Origin of the sequence: Listeria sp. PSOL-1 (assembly GCF_902806445.1) — a bacterium.
Taxonomy (GTDB): domain Bacteria; phylum Bacillota; class Bacilli; order Lactobacillales; family Listeriaceae; genus Listeria.
The window spans coordinates 389,501-405,652 of sequence record NZ_LR760298.1; the positions used below are offsets into that span (position 1 = coordinate 389,501).

The 16,152-nt window shown below is 34.7% G+C and carries 20 protein-coding genes; 13 read left to right on the forward strand and 7 right to left on the reverse strand.

The window, feature by feature from the left end; translation table 11 throughout:
• Positions 1 to 331: 331 nt before the first annotated feature.
• The 3 genes from G6Q10_RS01900 to G6Q10_RS01910 all read right to left on the reverse strand — a co-directional run bounded on the left by G6Q10_RS01900 (position 332) and on the right by G6Q10_RS01910 (position 1,771).
• Entirely contained in the window at positions 332 to 496 is a 165-nt protein-coding gene (locus G6Q10_RS01900; RefSeq protein WP_163652295.1) for a lmo0937 family membrane protein, read from the reverse strand.
• Positions 497 to 563: 67 nt separating this feature from the next.
• Entirely contained in the window at positions 564 to 1,037 is a 474-nt protein-coding gene (locus G6Q10_RS01905; protein WP_163652297.1) for a low molecular weight protein-tyrosine-phosphatase, read from the reverse strand.
• Entirely contained in the window at positions 1,037 to 1,771 is a 735-nt protein-coding gene (locus G6Q10_RS01910; RefSeq protein WP_163652299.1) for an SMI1/KNR4 family protein, read from the reverse strand. The genes G6Q10_RS01905 and G6Q10_RS01910 overlap by 1 nt, the downstream gene beginning before the upstream one ends.
• 204 nt (positions 1,772 to 1,975) lie before the next feature.
• On the opposite strand from G6Q10_RS01910, the gene G6Q10_RS01915 reads away from it, so the two are divergent.
• The 6 genes from G6Q10_RS01915 to G6Q10_RS01940 all read left to right on the forward strand — a co-directional run bounded on the left by G6Q10_RS01915 (position 1,976) and on the right by G6Q10_RS01940 (position 6,098).
• Positions 1,976 to 2,449 carry a Dps family protein gene (locus G6Q10_RS01915; protein WP_163652301.1) on the forward strand — a complete coding sequence of 158 codons (474 nt, stop codon included), beginning with the start codon at positions 1,976 to 1,978 and terminating at the stop codon, positions 2,447 to 2,449.
• 113 nt (positions 2,450 to 2,562) lie between these two features.
• A complete protein-coding gene (locus G6Q10_RS01920) occupies positions 2,563 to 2,835 on the forward strand; it encodes a hypothetical protein (RefSeq protein WP_163652303.1) in 273 nt (90 codons plus the stop codon).
• A 221-nt stretch (positions 2,836 to 3,056) separates the two neighbouring features.
• Positions 3,057 to 3,350, forward strand: coding sequence for a HesB/YadR/YfhF family protein (locus G6Q10_RS01925; RefSeq protein ID WP_163652305.1), 294 nt, complete (start codon positions 3,057 to 3,059; stop codon positions 3,348 to 3,350).
• A gap of 103 nt (positions 3,351 to 3,453) precedes the next feature.
• The gene (locus tag G6Q10_RS01930) at positions 3,454 to 4,575 is read left to right on the forward strand and encodes an MBL fold metallo-hydrolase (RefSeq protein ID WP_163652307.1); all 1,122 of its coding nucleotides are present in this window, start codon (positions 3,454 to 3,456) and stop codon (positions 4,573 to 4,575) included.
• 8 nt (positions 4,576 to 4,583) lie between these two features.
• Complete coding sequence (locus tag G6Q10_RS01935) at positions 4,584 to 4,811, forward strand: DUF3006 domain-containing protein (RefSeq protein ID WP_163652309.1); 228 nt, start codon at positions 4,584 to 4,586, stop codon at positions 4,809 to 4,811.
• A gap of 237 nt (positions 4,812 to 5,048) precedes the next feature.
• A complete protein-coding gene (locus G6Q10_RS01940) occupies positions 5,049 to 6,098 on the forward strand; it encodes an AI-2E family transporter (protein ID WP_163652311.1) in 1,050 nt (349 codons plus the stop codon).
• A gap of 65 nt (positions 6,099 to 6,163) precedes the next feature.
• Here the strand turns inward: G6Q10_RS01940 and G6Q10_RS01945 are convergent, their stop codons facing one another.
• Positions 6,164 to 7,030: an alpha/beta hydrolase gene (locus G6Q10_RS01945; RefSeq protein ID WP_163652313.1), complete on the reverse strand. Its 867-nt coding sequence runs from the start codon at positions 7,028 to 7,030 to the stop codon at positions 6,164 to 6,166.
• A 19-nt stretch (positions 7,031 to 7,049) separates the two neighbouring features.
• Positions 7,050 to 7,868 (reverse strand): alpha/beta hydrolase, encoded by an 819-nt coding sequence (locus tag G6Q10_RS01950; protein ID WP_232057776.1) that lies wholly within the window; start codon positions 7,866 to 7,868, stop codon positions 7,050 to 7,052.
• A 128-nt stretch (positions 7,869 to 7,996) separates the two neighbouring features.
• Between G6Q10_RS01950 and G6Q10_RS01955 the strand changes: the two genes are divergently transcribed.
• The 7 genes from G6Q10_RS01955 (at position 7,997) to G6Q10_RS01985 (ending at position 12,802) form a co-directional block, all read left to right on the forward strand.
• Entirely contained in the window at positions 7,997 to 8,455 is a 459-nt protein-coding gene (locus G6Q10_RS01955) for a DUF4064 domain-containing protein (protein WP_163652315.1), read from the forward strand.
• A 104-nt stretch (positions 8,456 to 8,559) separates the two neighbouring features.
• The gene (locus G6Q10_RS01960) at positions 8,560 to 8,793 is read left to right on the forward strand and encodes a hypothetical protein (protein WP_163652317.1); all 234 of its coding nucleotides are present in this window, start codon (positions 8,560 to 8,562) and stop codon (positions 8,791 to 8,793) included.
• A gap of 145 nt (positions 8,794 to 8,938) precedes the next feature.
• Positions 8,939 to 9,253, forward strand: a complete 315-nt coding sequence (locus G6Q10_RS01965; protein ID WP_163652319.1) for a lmo0954 family membrane protein — start codon at positions 8,939 to 8,941, stop codon at positions 9,251 to 9,253.
• 15 nt (positions 9,254 to 9,268) lie between these two features.
• On the forward strand, positions 9,269 to 10,084 hold the full coding sequence (locus G6Q10_RS01970) for a PspA/IM30 family protein (RefSeq protein WP_163652320.1): 816 nt from the start codon (positions 9,269 to 9,271) through the stop codon (positions 10,082 to 10,084).
• Between the two features lie 127 nt (positions 10,085 to 10,211).
• Complete coding sequence (nagA, locus tag G6Q10_RS01975; RefSeq protein WP_163652322.1) at positions 10,212 to 11,345, forward strand: N-acetylglucosamine-6-phosphate deacetylase; 1,134 nt, start codon at positions 10,212 to 10,214, stop codon at positions 11,343 to 11,345.
• Positions 11,346 to 11,361: 16 nt separating this feature from the next.
• Positions 11,362 to 12,066, forward strand: a complete 705-nt coding sequence (locus tag G6Q10_RS01980) for a glucosamine-6-phosphate deaminase (protein WP_163652324.1) — start codon at positions 11,362 to 11,364, stop codon at positions 12,064 to 12,066.
• 16 nt (positions 12,067 to 12,082) lie between these two features.
• Positions 12,083 to 12,802: a GntR family transcriptional regulator gene (locus tag G6Q10_RS01985; RefSeq protein ID WP_163652326.1), complete on the forward strand. Its 720-nt coding sequence runs from the start codon at positions 12,083 to 12,085 to the stop codon at positions 12,800 to 12,802.
• 118 nt (positions 12,803 to 12,920) lie between these two features.
• Here the strand turns inward: G6Q10_RS01985 and G6Q10_RS01990 are convergent, their stop codons facing one another.
• Positions 12,921 to 15,479 (reverse strand): scabin-related ADP-ribosyltransferase, encoded by a 2,559-nt coding sequence (locus tag G6Q10_RS01990; protein ID WP_163652328.1) that lies wholly within the window; start codon positions 15,477 to 15,479, stop codon positions 12,921 to 12,923.
• A 109-nt stretch (positions 15,480 to 15,588) separates the two neighbouring features.
• Entirely contained in the window at positions 15,589 to 16,146 is a 558-nt protein-coding gene (locus G6Q10_RS01995) for a hypothetical protein (protein WP_163652330.1), read from the reverse strand.
• Positions 16,147 to 16,152: the final 6 nt, after the last annotated feature.

A 16,152-nucleotide genomic window follows, 5' to 3' on the forward strand; every position in this document is an offset into this window, starting at 1 on the left:
GTATATAGAATTACAATGAAAGAGTTTCAGTAGAAATTAACGCTTATAGTTACTGCTATTTAAAAATAAAAATACAGCCATTTAAAAGCAAAAGCGACAGTTACCCATCAAAATTATTTCTGAACGAATGAATGATCTACTAAAGATAAATATAGCTGTCTAGCCTTCTTATTATAAAAGAGATTAAATATTGAAAATAAAAAAGTGTACATTTACGGTTGTGTAAATGTACACTCAGACTGTAAACAAAGTAAATAAAAAACTTTAGCTACAATCTTTCCACCCGTTTTACAGGCGGAAAGTTATTAATACCTTAAATAAAAACAAATAGTCATCTATTACGTCTACCCCGTGCACTTTGAATTAAATTCCAAATGATTAAAATTAAAATAACCACTAATAAAATATTGATCAACCCACCAGCAATGTGAAAAATAATCCCAATAAGCCAAACAACAAAAAGAATAACAATAATACCCCAAATAATCCCTAACATTTTTTTCAACCTCATTTCATTTAATTATACAAGAAAAGAAATACCACCATTTAACAAAAACAAAACGTTAAATTCCCTCTTTTACCCGAATAAACTTTAAAAGCGCTTCGCAACCAGCAGTAATTAAACGTTCAGTTTCCATAAAATCGCCAGTATAATAAGGATCCGGAATACTAGTTGCCTCTGGGTTTTTAACATAATCCATTAATTTTTTTACTTTCATATGAGCATCTTCATCCTGGCTAACTTTCAAAATGTTACGAACGTTACTATCATCCATTCCAACAATATATTGCGCCGTTTTAATATCCTCAGGCATTAGTTTTTCAGCACGCATGTCAGCATAGTCAATCCCTAGTTTTTTTAAAACTTGTTTAGTGCCACGGTGAGGCGAATTCCCAAGATTCCAAGAGCCAGTTGCAAATGAACGAATACTAATTTGATCACTTAGTCGAGCTTCTTCCACCATTTTAGAAAAAATTCCTTCTGCCATTGGCGAACGGCAAATATTACCAAGGCAAACAAATATTACTTTGATCATCACGATTCCTCCCATTCTTTTTTTAAAACAGTTATTTTTTCTTGAGGTAAACCTGCTTGATGAAGCGCATTTAAAAGTTTATATACCAGTTTATCCGTTAATTTGCGCCGAAAGAAAAATAGCTGATTCTCAAATAATTCTGCTACAATAAGGCTATCAGCAACTTGTAAAAAACGTAATAATTCATCAAAATACCAATTTTTATCTGCAAAATCCTCTAACTTTATGAAAAGTAGCTTCTGCTCAGCTACTGTGGATTGTCGCATAATTTGTGTTAATTTATCTACTGAATAACCATTTATTGACGTAAGATCAAATGGTTTAAAATAAAGTTCATTTAGAAAATGATTAAAATCTTTTGCTGCAGTAAATGTTTGCATCGTTTCAAAATCAGCATAAATAATTTCTGGTTCCAAACGGATATAATCGAAACCAAGATAACGCATTCCGTCGCGGTGGAAAAAGATTTTTTTCCCAGTTAGCGGGTTTTCATCTGCAAAGGGAGTCGATGTGATCAGTTCATTTATGCCAAGAAAGCGATACACTTCTAAAAAATTAAAACCATAGGAAGTAGGCTCGATTGTCGGTAAATGATTTTTATAAATATATCCACCATTTTGTTGCATCAATAATTGTTTATAAGCAGCCGGCAAGAGAATTTGTTTTTGCTGTTCAAACTGATGTAAAGCTTCTTGCACCACGGGTAAATTGTTTTCTCCCAACCAGATTGTCAACGTAAATCACTCCTTAAGTCTATTATGCAAAAGAAATAAAGGCATTTGCAAGTAAATTTCTTTTTGAAGACAAAATAACGTTTAATTTCTTCCTTCTGTGGTAAAATAAGTTTGTGAAGGTCACCACACTGGACATACATAGGAATAAATATTATACTAATTATTATATAATAATTAGTATAAATCAGGAGGAGAATATTAATCATGAAAACAATCAATTCTGTCGACACAAAGCAATTCTTAAACCATCAAGTAGCCAATTTAAATGTCTTTACAGTGAAAATCCATCAGATCCATTGGTACATGCGCGGTAAGAACTTCTTCACACTACACGAAAAAATGGATGATCTTTACAGCGAATTTGGTGAACAAATGGATGAAGTCGCTGAACGTCTAATTGCTATTGGTGGTGCACCATTTTCTACATTGAAAGAATTCTTGGAAAATGCAAGTGTGGAAGAAGCTCCTTATACTAAAAAGAAAACAATGGAAGAACTCATTGAAATGCTTGTTGGCACATTGAAATTATTACGAGATGAGTATCAACAAGGCATTGAATTAACAGATAAAGAAGGCGACGATGTAACAAATGATATGCTCATCGCTTTTAAAAATAGTATTGATAAACATATCTGGATGTACCAAGCATTTCTTAATAAAGCACCACTTGAAGATTAAGGTTTGGATTTATGAAAAAGCATTTCCCTTTTGAGGAAATGCTTTTTTGTTCAAAAAATTGCTCAAGTACGACCATTTTTGTCATCATGAAAGACTTGGCTAAGGAGATAGTAATGGAAGAGATTGTTTGTTCTATTCGAGCAGCTGGATCAGCAGCAAGCGATAGAAAAATGCTATGTGAGATGGCCTACGAAGCGTTAGGTATTTATTTTGAGATTCTGAAAAAAAGCACCAATCAAGAAATACAACAGTTATTGCTACTTGATAAGTGGCTATATGTCTATTATGATGAAGTCTATCATATCTATATTAAATTGCTTGTTATTATAGGCGCTTTAGAAGCTTATGGCAAAGTAACACAGACTAGGGAGAGAAAAATTAAATAAAATTAGGATATAGTGGATTATATCATATATATTGTAAAAAAAAGTGCAAAAATCTTTTCTTTTTTTATCTGTTATGGTATAGTAACTAAAAATAACATCTGTGTTATTACAAAAGTTTATCATGCAGCATCCAATTAGATGTCACAGTGCAGAATTAGTGAAAATGTAGCGTAAATTTGTTATTCTGTCAGTAAAGATCTTGGAATGGAGGAGTGATTTGCATGGAAATCGAAGTAACAGATAGTGCGCAAAAATGGTTTAAAGATGAGTTCGATGTATCCGGTCAAAAAGGTATTCGTCTTTTTGCGAAGTATGGTGGTTCTAATAGTACTCTTCATCCAGGTTTTTCCATTGGAGTTGAGGCTGATGAACCTATTGAAGCAGTAGTTTTGAATAATAAAGACGGCAGCGTGTTTGTTTTTATTGAAGACCATGACTATTGGTACTTTAAGGATCGTAACTGGAAAATTGATTATAATCCAACAACAGAAGAAGCTAATTATTCTTTTAATTAAAGTTGTCAAGTCAAAGTTAGGCGGGAAATCGCCTAACTTTTTTTTATTGTTTAAGAGAACTTTCTTTGGTATTCTTAAATAAAATAGGGGGTTTTAAGGATAAATGTTTAAAAAGATAATCTTACTAGCTGTATTTGTACTCTTTATCCTGACAGGTTGTAGTTATCCTAACATAAGTTCTAGCGACAATTTAACAGGAGCGAGATTTAGTTTCTTTGATGTTGGACAAGGAGACAGTACGTTGATTCAAGCAGAAGATGGGACGACCATTCTCATTGATACAGGTCGCCAAGATAACAACCATATTTTAGAAAAACTACAACAAAAAAAGGTCTCCAAAATTGATTTATTATTATTAACACATCCGCATGCTGATCATATTGGTTACGCTGATAAAGTGATTGAAAAATACAAACCACGAGAAATCTGGATGAGCGGTTTCGTTTTTAACAGCAGTATTTACGAGCGTGTTATTGATGCGGCCCTTGCTTCAAGTGCAAAATATAAAGAACCAAGAAGGGGAAATAAAGCTAATTTTGGTCCATTTGAGATTGAAGTACTTAGCCCAGATCAATTAAGTGAAGATGCAAATAATAATTCGCTTTGTATTCGCTTGACATATGGTCGAATTTCAGCGATCTTTACAGGGGATGCTGAAAAATCGCGCGAACAGGAAATGGTCCATAGCGGGTTAAATTTAAAAGCCGATATTTTAGATCTAGGGCATCATGGCTCTTCTACATCTAATCAACCATTTTTCCTAGATAAAGTGCAACCCAAAATAGCTGTTTATTCAGCAGAACAAGCCAATCGTTATGGACATCCTCATCAGGAGGTACTTACCTGGTTGAATGAACGTCATATCAAAACCTTGGGGACGGATGTAAATGGAGAAATTACGATAACAACAGATGGAAAAACTTTTCACACGAGTACTGAAAAAGAAGGGATCCCAAAGCCTGGAAGCAGTTACTCAGCAAAAGAAAAAATACGACCACATGAAAAAATGGAAGGCGCAAAAAGTGAAGAAATGCCTAATGTAATCAATATCAATCGTGCTTCAAAAGAAGAATTACAATTTTTACCACTCGTTGGCCCTGAACTTGCAGAAAAAATTATTCGCGCGCGTCCCTATCATTCAATTGATGATTTAAAACGGGTAAACGGGATAGGTAATGGTATTGTCCGCCAAATTAAAGCGCAGGGAATTGCGCAGGTAAAGTAGGTGAAAAGATGAAAAAAGCAACCCTTGACCGATTAGAGGATGGACAAGCTATTTTCTTAATTCATCCTGAAGAAGTAGAATGGCAAATGGCTGCTAGTCATTTACCCCAAGGCTTAAAAGAGGGGGATGAGGTTTTTATCTCTGATGATGGCAAGATCACTTATAGCGAAAAGGAAACCGAACAAGCAAAAGATCGTATTGCAAAGAAATTAAGTGAATTAAGAAAACGTCAATAAAGAGCAAAATAAACGAGTCTTGGTCATCATATGTCTGAACACGATAAATTGAGCGAAAGTGTTTGTATTCAAGAAGTTTACCAGAAGCGACGGGGAACCGAACGTCTGGAAAACTTCTTAAATTGCGCGCGTTTGTCGTCGATTTATTTTGTTTATGTCATTGTAAAGAAGCTGGATAAAAAATTGGGATAATGGCAGGAATATGATAGAATGAAAAAGAGTTGGGGAGGATAAAAAATGAAGTGGCTTATAAGTTTAAAACAAAATACAACTTTACGAAGGCTATTCGTTTTTGCGTTAGCTGGATTAGTGATTTATGCTTTGCGGTGTCTGATTGATTTAATATTATTAACATTTATTTTTGCTTTTTTAGTGACACGATTAGAAAGTGCGATTTTAAAGCGAGTGAAAATTCCACGAAAGCTAATTGTTATCGTACTATATCTTGTTGTTGCGCTTTTTCTTTATATTGCGGTGGTGCATTATTTGCCGATTTTAATTACGCAAATTTCGCAATTAATTCATTTGCTTGTCACTACATATAATCATCCAGGTGATAATGAAATTGTTAAGTGGATTGTTGATTTTGTTCAAAGAAGTAATATCGAAAAATACTTGCAATCTAGCGTTGATTTCGCATTAACTTCTTTATCGGGGATAGGATCTATCAGTTTGTCCTTTTTTTTAGCATTGATTTTAAGCTTATTTTTCTCACTAGAAAAAGAGCGCGTTTTTCACTTTACAAGTTTGTTTTTAACAAGCAAAGTGGGTTTTATTTTTAAAGATCTCGCTTATTTTGGCGAAAAATTTGTTAAAACTTTTGGTGTCGTTTTAGAAGCACAATTATTGATTGCTTTAGTCAATACAATCATTACGACATTGGCGCTTTATTTGATGAACTTTCCACAGTTATTAAGCCTGATCATTATGGTCTTTATTTTAGGCCTTATTCCAGTTGCTGGTGTGATTATTTCTTGTGTGCCACTTACAATCATTGCTTATTCCATTGGTGGCTTTCAAGATGTTATCTACATTTTAATTACAGTTGTCATCGTTCATGCGCTTGAAACCTATGTATTAAATCCAAAATTAATGTCTTCAAAAACGGATATGCCTGTATTTTATACGTTTATTGTATTAATTTTTTCAGAACAGTTCTTTAGCGTGTGGGGATTGATTGTTGGCATTCCGGTTTTTGTGTTCTTACTTGATGTACTAGACGTGCGTCATACTGAAGAAATTCCACGCAGAAATTTTTTTGGCCGAGAAAAAAGAAAAAATAAATAAAAAAAAGAATTTGGAGTATAAATTGTGGCAGAAAAATGCACATTTGTTCCCAAATTCTTGTTTTTTTATTTATCCCAGAGGAATTGGCTAACCAACTCGTCAACTTGTGTGTTTTCATGTAAAGAACTATGTTTGGCACCATTACCTTGAATAATTTTTTGTTGGTAGCTTTTTACTTGATCATAAATAAATTTTCCAGAAAGTGCGCTTGCAAGAGAAACACTCCCATCACTTTTTGTACCATCTAATGTATCACCAGCAATATTGAGTACTTGTAGCTGTTTCGAAAGGTTGTTTTTTCCATTGCTAAACTGAAGAAAACGCTCAGATTTGGTTTTTGGCCCTGTTTTTGTAAGATCATAGTTTGTTACGCCGTTATCACCAATAACAAGGCCATTTAGAGGCGCTGCAATTAAAACAAGCTTTTCTGTTTCAGGATAAGCAGGGTCATTTGTTGTTTGTTCAAGGTAGTTTGTTAAACTTACACCACCCATGGAATGGCCCAGGACATTGACTTTTTTGATATGTTCATCTGCTTTTAGGTAAGCCATCACACTTTTTAGCCATTGGGTTTGATTAATCATCGAGCTTTTATTATCTTTAAATAATACTTGAATAAGTGGACGATGACTGAATTTATCATATTTTCCGGAGCTTGCGATAGAACCGTCTGTGTTGACAGTTAAGACAAGGGATTTTGTAGCATCACTACTGTGCTCTAAGCGCTTTATCATGTTCCCAAGGGAGTTTTTTGTGCCAGCGTACCCATGAACAAAAACAGTAGGAATGGAAGTAGATACTGTTTTTGGTTTTTTCTGTTTAGCGTGTGTTTCTGGTGTTTTATTTTCAACTGGAAGATAAACAGCGAAAATCATGCTGAAACAAGTGATAATTAGAACTAAGAAAACAATCGTAAAAAACCATTTTTTCATTGATTAGGCCTCTTTCATTTTATTTAAATAAAAAGTCAGCAATGGTATAATCGATGCTTGGAAGCTCATGCAAGTTGCTATGTGTTGCTTTGCTTCCTCTAATGATCTTTGTTTTGACTTTTTGGTAAGGAAATAATTTTTTTCCATAAAGGACGCTTGATAAATTAACGACACCATCACTTTTTGTGCCATTTTTTAAATCACCACCAATGATTAAGACATTGACGTCTTTTGGAATAGCTTTTGATATTTTTTTAGCAAAACGGTTGTGTAGCAGCTCAGTGTTGTTTAATACAGCTGGAGCAGCACCATTAATATATTCTTCTGGATAAAGAGGAACGCCCAAAAAAATAATATTTTCGACACGTGGAACATCGGGATTTTTTTCATAAGTAGCGAGATAAGCTGTCCAAGCACCACCACCCATTGAATGTCCGACAGCGTTAAATTTAGTAATGTGTTCTTTTTTCTTCAAAAATAGCAATGCATTTTTTGTCCAAATCGACTGTTGAATCAGTGTTGCGTGGCTGTTATCAAATATAATATTGATCAATGGGTTTTTTTGCTTTGTAGAATAGTGGCCAGTCGTGCTGATTTTTCCTTCTGGGCTTACGTGAATCGTAAGCGCTTCTGTGCCCCAATGATATTTTTGTTCAAAGCGCCGAATCATCCCATGAAATGTACGATCATTTCCTCGATACCCATGAATAAAAATAGTTGGAATTTTTTTATTTGGTACAACGATTTGTTTGTTAGCAGCATTTAGCTCGAATAATAGGTAGACCGAGAGCCCTACACAAAAAATAGATACGAATGTAATCATTATTAGGCGTTTCATTTAGTTTCCAACATCCCTTCTTAAGTTTTAATTATACATTTTTTTGTAAAAAAACGCTAAAAAAACTGTTATTGATTTTCAACTACCCAAAAAACATGTATACTTATGAATATAAGGAGGGAAGTATCATGATCAAAAGAACTGGAGAAGTTACGCTTTCGGTGATTGGCTTGATCCTTGGTTTACTTTTACAGCTTGGCATGACTATCGTTAGTTTTGCTGTTGTTCGAATTACTGATACACAGTCTGGTTTAGACAGCTTTAATAGAAATTATATTAAAGGGCTGCAAGAAGCGAATATAAACCAAGCGGATGTGCCAAGTGCAAGCACAGTGATTGACGGGGTACATACATTTGCTGGTTTATTTTTAGCTGTTCTTATTATCACGTTTATATTAGGCATTTTAGGTATTATTTTTATTACAAAAAATCGTAAGCCAGTGCTTGCTGGGGTTATCTTTTTAATTCTAGCTATCCTTATTTTATTCTCGACGCTTTTTGTTGGCTTTATTCCAGCGCTTTTATTCCTTATTGCAGCAATTATGTGTTGGGCTAGAAAACCGCGGAATTCATTGGATAATTTTTAACAAAAGAGAGTTGGATTGATCTTTTATGCCAGCTCTTTTTCATTTTAGCCATTTTTTTAGAAATAATGAAAAAGATCCAGTTGTTTAGGAGGTGCTGTCTTAAAATGAGAACAAAAAGTTGTGCTTTATTGGTTGGCGCAGTACTTGGAGCGGTTAGCGGAACTTTAGCTTACTCTTTTTTAAAGCAAAAAAGATCAGGTCCTTTCAAAGAGGTCAATCAAATCCGGAGTAAATATGCTGAACAAACTGTAAACGAGACTCAAATTGAAGCTGATAAAATGCTTTCAGAAGGTGGGCTTGCAGCAGTTGCTTATGAAAATCAAAAACAAGAAATATAATTTATTTGTGGGAGGGATTGGCTTACGTCAATTCCCCCTTTTTAGTATAAGACTCAAGTTGTAGTTTAATTTCCTTCTACAGTTGCTTAAAAAAGTTGTTTAGCCGCGTTATGATGGATACAGTCAAAGCAAGGAGGGAAAAATTATGAGAGGCTTAATGATTGCAATTTTAGGTGTTATTTTAATAGCTTTAATTTTAACGTTACTCTGGCCAGCAATTATGGCAGCTATTGGAGCAGTATTGGGCTTTTGGGCCTTCAATAGGCTTCGAATTGCAAAGTCGGCGGTGGATAAAGTGCTTTACAGTATATTGCTTGGAATAGGTGCCCTCATTATTTTGGCAAATCTTAAAGGCATTCTTGTTGTTGCAGTTATTGTAGCAATAATTTATTTTCTCATGAAAAATAGACGAAAAAACAATCATCATAAAAATACGTTTGATTACCCATATACTAAATAATTGGAGGAAAAAAACATGGCAAATCTTTTTGAAAAAATGAAAGAGTGGAATAAACAATTAGGCCAAAAAATTGAAGAACGTACTGAAAAGCGCCGTAATTCGGTAAGCTATTATATGGATAAAACAAAAGCTGAAATCAAAGAAGCAGAGCGCATGGTAGAAAAACAACGTGAACTGAAATCCCTTTTTTATAAAGAATACAAAGAAATGGAAACGTATCTTGAAAAACGCCGTCATCAAGCTGTCGTTGCAAGTGAAGCCGGTGAGGATAAATTAGCTGAATTTGCGAATGAAGAAGTAAAGCAATACGAAGAGCAATTACAAGTAACAAAAGAGCATTATGAGCAAGCTAAAGAAAGCTTAGAGCAACTCGAGCTGCGCATGCACGAAATGCGCCTTAAGTGGAAAAATCTAAAAACGCAATATTTAGCTGATATTGCTGAAAAAAATGCTGAAAAAACATCGCAAAAAATGGATAAAGTGATTCATGATATGAGTTGGGGGAGCGTAACTGACTACCATGAAGCGCAAAAACAACGTGATTTAGTTGATGAAACAAAGAAAAAGGCAGACATGACAAAAGAACTTTCCCAGTCATTTGATGAATTAATGGATGAACTAGAGAAGAAAACAACAAGAAGCAAAGAAGTGATCAAAGAAAAAGCACAAGATTTCTCGACGATGGTAGATGAAATTATTGAACGAGAAAAAGAGAATTTCAAGAAAAAGGAAAAAGCCTCAATGGATGACCTTTTAAATGATTTAGAAAAGCAAGCAAAGAAAAAAGAAAAAGTTTCCGACTCAGAAGAGACGGACGAAAACGATAAATAATCTGCTTTTGAACGCAAATAACTTTTGCGTTCTTTTTTTGAGGGTAAAGAAAAAGTGATGGTTGCATTTATAAAAAAAAGCAGTATAATAATTGGTATAGACCGATTAATAATGAGGAGGTTATGTAATGATTGTTAAAGTGATTACACATGCGACGATTTATACAGGTAAAAATGTATTAGAGGATGCCTATATTCGCTTTGATTCTCAGATTAAAGAAGTAGGCACAATGACTAATTTTAAAGCCAATCAGGACGAAGAAGTGATTGATGCTTCTGATAAAATGATCATTCCTGGTTTTATTGATGTGCATTCTCATGGAGGTTACGGACATGATGCAATGGATGCTGATCCTAAAGCGTTAAAAGAGCAAGTCCGTGGAATGTTAAAAGAGGGGATTACAACATATTTTCCAACAACCATGACACAATCACATGAAAATATTGAAAATGCGCTAAAAGTGATTGCTGAAGTAGCAAAAAATGAGCCAATAATTGGTGGGATCCATTTAGAAGGACCATTCGTATCAGCTATTTTTAAAGGAGCTCAGCCAGAAAAATATATTCAAGCGCCTGACCTGGATCTATTTAAAAAATGGTTTGACGTATCTGGAGGTTTAATTAAAGTAGTCACTTATGCACCTGAACATGAAACTTCGCCAGCTTTTGAAGATCTTTGCTATGAACTAGGCGTTGTTCCAAGTGTTGGACATTCAAATGATACACGCGAGCATTTGAAAACAAGTAAAGCAACGCATGCCACTCATTTATATAATGCTTGTCACCGCATGACACACCGTGAACCAGGTGTTCCGGGGCATGTTCTCCTTGAAGATGGTATTCAAGCTGAGCTAATTTGTGATGGCATCCATGTTAACCGTGACATGGTGAAACTGGCTTATAAGATGAAAGGTGCGCATGGTATATCGCTCATTACTGATTCAATGCGGGCAAAGGGTATGCCAGAAGGGAAATCAGAACTTGGTGGCCAAACGGTTATTGTAAAGGATAAACAAGCTCGTCTTGAAGATGGAACGCTTGCTGGAAGTGTTTTAACGTACGATGATGCTTTTCGAAATATCATTGAATTTACAGGTTGCACAATTGAAGAAGCGGTACTTATGAGTTCCGTTAATCAAGCAACTGAATTCCAATTATCACAAAAAGGCGCACTTCAAGCTGGAAAAGACGCTGATTTTAACATTTTTGATACCGACTTAAACTTACTAGAAACCTATTCTTACGGAAGAAAATATTCTTGAGAGGAAATGATACCAAATGCAACTGATCAAAACAAAAGATAAATTAGAAGGCTCTTTAAAAGGCCTTGAAATCATCAAGGAAGACATTCAAGCTGGTAAAGTCAATACACTAGGTCTTGCAACTGGAAGCACACCAGAAACATTCTATGCTGAGCTTATTAAAAGTGATGTAGATACAAGTAAGATCACAACTGTAAACTTAGATGAATACGTAGGCCTTGCAGCTGATGATCTGAACAGCTATCATTACTATATGAATGAGCTATTATTTTCAAAAAAAACGTTTAAAGAAAGTTTTTTACCTAATGGGATGGCTGAGGATGCTGACACGGAATGTGCACATTATGAAACGATTTTAAGCAAGCATCCAGTCGATATTCAAATCCTTGGAATTGGTACAAATGGGCATATTGGTTTCAACGAACCAGGGACTGCGTTTGATTCTTTAACGCATAAAGTTTTGCTTACAGAATCAACACGCGAAGCAAATAAACGTTATTTTGAACGTGAAGAAGATGTCCCAACACATGCATATTCAATGGGGATTAAATCCATTATGAATGCTAAAAAAATCATTCTTTTCGCTTTTGGTAAAAGTAAAGCTGAGGCTATCAAAGAGACCATCAATGGAACGATCGATGTAAACTGCCCTGCTTCTATCTTGCAAAACCATCCAGATGTAACGATTATTGTTGATGAAGAGGCGGGTTCACTTTTATAAAAAAGAGGGCTGAAAAATGATCGATAAAAAGTCAGAAATACCAATTTATATCCAAATTCAGGCAGAAATCAAGCAAAACATTGAAAATGAAGTGTGGAAAGTAGGGGCGGCGATCCCAGCAGAAAGGCACCTTGCTGAAATGTTTCATGTTAGCCGGATGACTGTAAGACAAGCCATCCAAGGCTTAGTGGATGATAATGTTTTACAACGGCGTGTTGGTGCAGGAACATTTATTGCTGAAAAGAAATTAACAGAGCGGCTTGAAGCAGTGACAAGTTTTACTAATTTGATGCGCCAAGAAGGAAAAACGCCTTCAACGCGAATTGTTTCATACGGGATTAAACCTGCTAGCACACAAGAACAGATCGCTTTACAACTTCCTAAAAATAGTAATGTAATGAAAATCGAACGGATTAGATATGGTGACCTTGTCCCCATTTTATTTGAAGTAGCAGCAATTCCAGAAAAAATTGCATCACTTTTAACAAAAGAAGATATTACGCATTCGTTATATCATGCGATTGAATCCAATATTGGGCAACCTATTGGCGAAGCAGAACAAACGATGGAGGCAGCACTTGTCTCAGAAAGAATTGCACCCTATTTGGATGTGAAGGTAGGTTCACCAGTGATGAAGTTAAAACAAATCACGACTTTAGAAGACGGCCGGCCTTTTGAATTTACGCGTTCACAATATGTAGGAAGCAGATTTCAATTTGTGGCGAGAATTAAATAAAGAATCAGTGTCATAAAAAATGTAGGAAAATAGCCGCTTTTATCAGGGTATTTTCCTACATTTATTTAGTATAGGCTTAAATTACTTTAGATATTGTAGTAGAAATGGAATTAGTGATTTAACTTTTTTGAGGAATTAAGTTCCATATCTGATTGCTACCAAAGCGAGGTAAATAAGTAACGATAGGGCTCCATATTTTAGTATTAGCAAATTGTAAGTCAAGAACCTGTTCTGGATTATAAAAGCTTCTAATTAAATAGCCACCACTTTTCACACTATATTCAACAATCCAATATGCTAGTGCATCATTAACATATGAATTGCTTTTACTATCAAAAAGGAGTACTCTACCAGTAGGAAATTGATAGAATAATTCGTTATTGGGAGACCGCATACTGGAAATCTTATAAGCCTTTTTTTCTTCGTTATATTTAAACATCCAGTCAGTTTCTATACTATTTAAAAAAGTATTTAGCTCGATATAATCGCTAGAAGCTGCATATATAGCAGATTTGTCATTTACTCTTGTGATAATACTATACACCCCATCTTCAATAGGCTGTTCATCTATACGATTTATTTGCCATTCTTTCTTATAACTATTATTTGTGTTATCGGTAAATATTTTTGTTGGATCAGCAAAGTTGCTAAATTGATAATATCCTTGTTCGGTCCGTTCTATTCGCCAATACTGTTCATTAAGGTTAAAATCGATAAGTAGAACAGGGTTAGGCGAATAAAGGCCAAAGCTTGTCAACACTAAATTCGGGTCTACTGCATTTTTAATTTTATAGGCCCTTTTTTGTTCATCATATACAAACTTCCACGTTTGTCCTTCATATTTGCCATTTTGTAAAGTACTTATTTTTGCGTCATGCTCGATGCTAACTGGAGTAACTAGTTTATTTTGATCGACGTTACTTTTAATGTAATATTCTCCGTCTTCAAGAATACGAGCATTAACAGGGTTTACTGCCCATTTTTGATTGTTTCCTCCATTTTCTGAATAAGCGATGATATTATTTCCATTGTTAGAATCACCATAGGATAGATCAAGAACTATGGATGAATTATAATTTGATTTTAATTGATAATTTCCATTTTTATCTTGATAAGCTTGCCAATATTGATCGCTGTTTCCTTGATCTGGAAATAGAATTACTTTGTTTGAGCGCTTACTGTCCCATGTTAATACTAAAGTTTCATTCTTTACGCTTTTAATTTTATAAGCTTTTTTCTGGTTATCATATACAAATTTCCACATCTGTCCATCGGGTTTGCCACGTTGCCAGATTTTTATAACGACATCAAGGTTGCTGTAATAATTTGATGTAACTAGTTTATTTTTAGACACCTTACTTTCAATATAGTATTCTCCATCAAGAATAGGAGCATAATCAACAGGGGCAAATTTCCATTTTTGGTGCCCTCCACCATTATATGGATAGACTAAAATGGAGTTTCCGTTACGTGGATCTTCGCGTTCTATATCGATTACTTTATTTGGATCAGAATAGCTCTTAATCTTATAAGTACCATCTGAAACCTTTTCTAATTTCCAATATTGATCGTTATTTCTCAATTCTGGAAGTGTTTGCAAGTGATTTTTCTTATTTCTGTCCCACGTTAATATTTTTCCTGGGGCACATCTAATTTTATAAGCTTTTTTCTTGAAATCATATACAAAGGACCATTGTTGACTTTCTATATTTTTTTGGTTCCAAATTTTCACATTATTATCAGTGGACCCCTGATCTGTAAGTACACTATTTTTATTTATATTACTCTTAATAAAATAGTTTCCATCTGGAATTCTAGTGGAACTTATTCCTCCTTCTTTAGCTACCGGTTGTACACTACCTTTTTGTTTCATAGGGTCTTTTTCCTCTTCACTAGTATAGGAAGCTTTTCTTAATTCACCCTCAGGAGGTCTTTGCCATTGTACAACTTCGATTCCTTCTGGAGCTGTTAATTCAGGTATGCCCGGTCTTTCTAAGAAAGAAGGGTTGGTTATTATCCGTACTAAGTCTGGAGTATTTCCTGCACCTCTTCTATATTCGCGTACTGAACGAATAAACTCTGGTCTTATCCCACCTGGAAAGACAATCTCACTTTCGTCTGGATAGGGTGAATCACTTCCTAATGATACATTAGTGTCTATACCGCCAGGGGCGAAGATCTCATATTGATATCTATATGGAAATTCCTCACCTGGCATCCATTGTCTGACAATTTGTCCATCAGCATCTACTTCTGGGCGTGTTGTGGATACATAAGGTGTATTATTATAAGTATACTTACCACTCGCATATTGAAAAAACCCCCATGTGTATCTTTCCATATCATTCGTTTGACGACGTGGTGAAAACCCATTTAGAAATATGTCATCAGGACCTCGATTATCATATCTTAGTAGCCGTTCTCTTTCATGGGCGCCATTAACATTACTTCTCCAGTATGGTCCGCCTGCTGGCAATTGAGGGCTCCAAAATACTGTCATATAGTTATGAACTGTTCTTACAGCTAGTGCAGCTATAGCGGGAACAGCTGCAGCGCTTACCCCATTTGTACTGTCTAAATTATTATTAGCTAAAGCAGTATTTGAATTAATAATGAAACAACTAAAAAAAATCGTTAACGTTAATAAAAAAGTAGGTATTATTTTTTTTATATTCATTTTTTTCTCCTTTTTTTCGATAAAATGAATGACTAAGCTACTTTAAGAATGAATGTTGCCATTTTTTAATTGATGAAACATGCTTAACTATCAAATAAGGTACAACGAATTAATTTGTTTTTAGCAAAGTAAAATTATCAAAATCAGCTTGTCCATCCCCGATTTCTGGATTCACAAAGATAAAAACAGTAAGCTCTCCGATATCCGTTGTTTTTAGTGAGATACTTTGGTTTTCTAAATTAGGAGAATGCGGTGGTACTCCAGAAACAATTTCTCCTATATTATTATTTAAGGCGACAAAAGCTCCTATACCATCCAAGCCAAAATCCTGCTCCTTTGAATCGAAACTTAATGTATACGCTGTATAAGGTTCCAAGTCGACTATTTTTTGAGTAGTGACATGACCAAAACCAGAACCTGTGGCTATCCTAAGAAAATTATTATTGTTTTCATTAATGATTTGTGCTTTTTCTGGGTAAAGATTATCCCAATTCGTTATCCCGTCATTAAAAGTTCCATTTTTAATAAAGTTAGTATTTTGAGTAGCTATTTTTGTAGTAAATTTGCCTTTCGAAGCGTTTGCATGAGTAATGTCATAGCTTTGTGTTAATAGTAGTGTGATGATAACAATAGAGCTAAAAATCGAAATTACTTTCTTTACGTTCAATCCAAT